The organism is Micromonospora sp. BL1 (genome assembly GCF_003667485.1).
Taxonomy (GTDB): Bacteria; Actinomycetota; Actinomycetes; order Mycobacteriales; family Micromonosporaceae; genus Micromonospora; species Micromonospora tulbaghiae.
Window position 1 is genome coordinate 1 of the sequence record NZ_RCVK01000035.1, and the last position, 468, is coordinate 468.

The 468-nt window shown below is 73.1% G+C and carries 1 protein-coding gene; it reads left to right on the forward strand.

Going from position 1 to position 468, the window contains the following annotated elements:
* Window positions 1-468, forward strand: a 468-nt coding sequence (locus EAD96_RS00155; protein WP_158614769.1) for a type IV secretory system conjugative DNA transfer family protein, incomplete at both ends; no start/stop codon positions are given.

The window sequence follows — 468 nt, forward strand, 5'->3', positions numbered from 1 at the left end:
CAAGGGCATCGCGGACAGCGGCCGGCGGCTGCGGCCCAGCCTCGCCGACGTCGACCGGCCCGAGCCCGACCAGCTCGGCGTGCTGATCGCCTACACCGTGACCGGCGGGATGCCGCTGCGGCAGTCCTGGGAGGACATGGCCGTCGACATCTGGGGCCCGCGCACCGGCAAGACCACCAGCCGCGCTATCCCCGCCATCGTCGCCGCACCCGGACCTACCCTGGTGACCAGCGTCAAGGGCGACATCGTGGATGCCACCCGCGAGGTCCGCGCCACTCGTGGCCAGGTGTGGGCGTTCGATCCGCAGCACATCCTCGGCGCCGAGCAGGGCATGTGGTGGAACCCGCTGCGCGCCGTGGCCACCATCACCGACGCCCGCCGCCTCGCCGAGCACTTCGCCGCCGCCGAACGCGAGCCCGGCATCAGCCGCGACGCCTTCTTCGACCCCAGCTCCGAGGAACTGGTGGC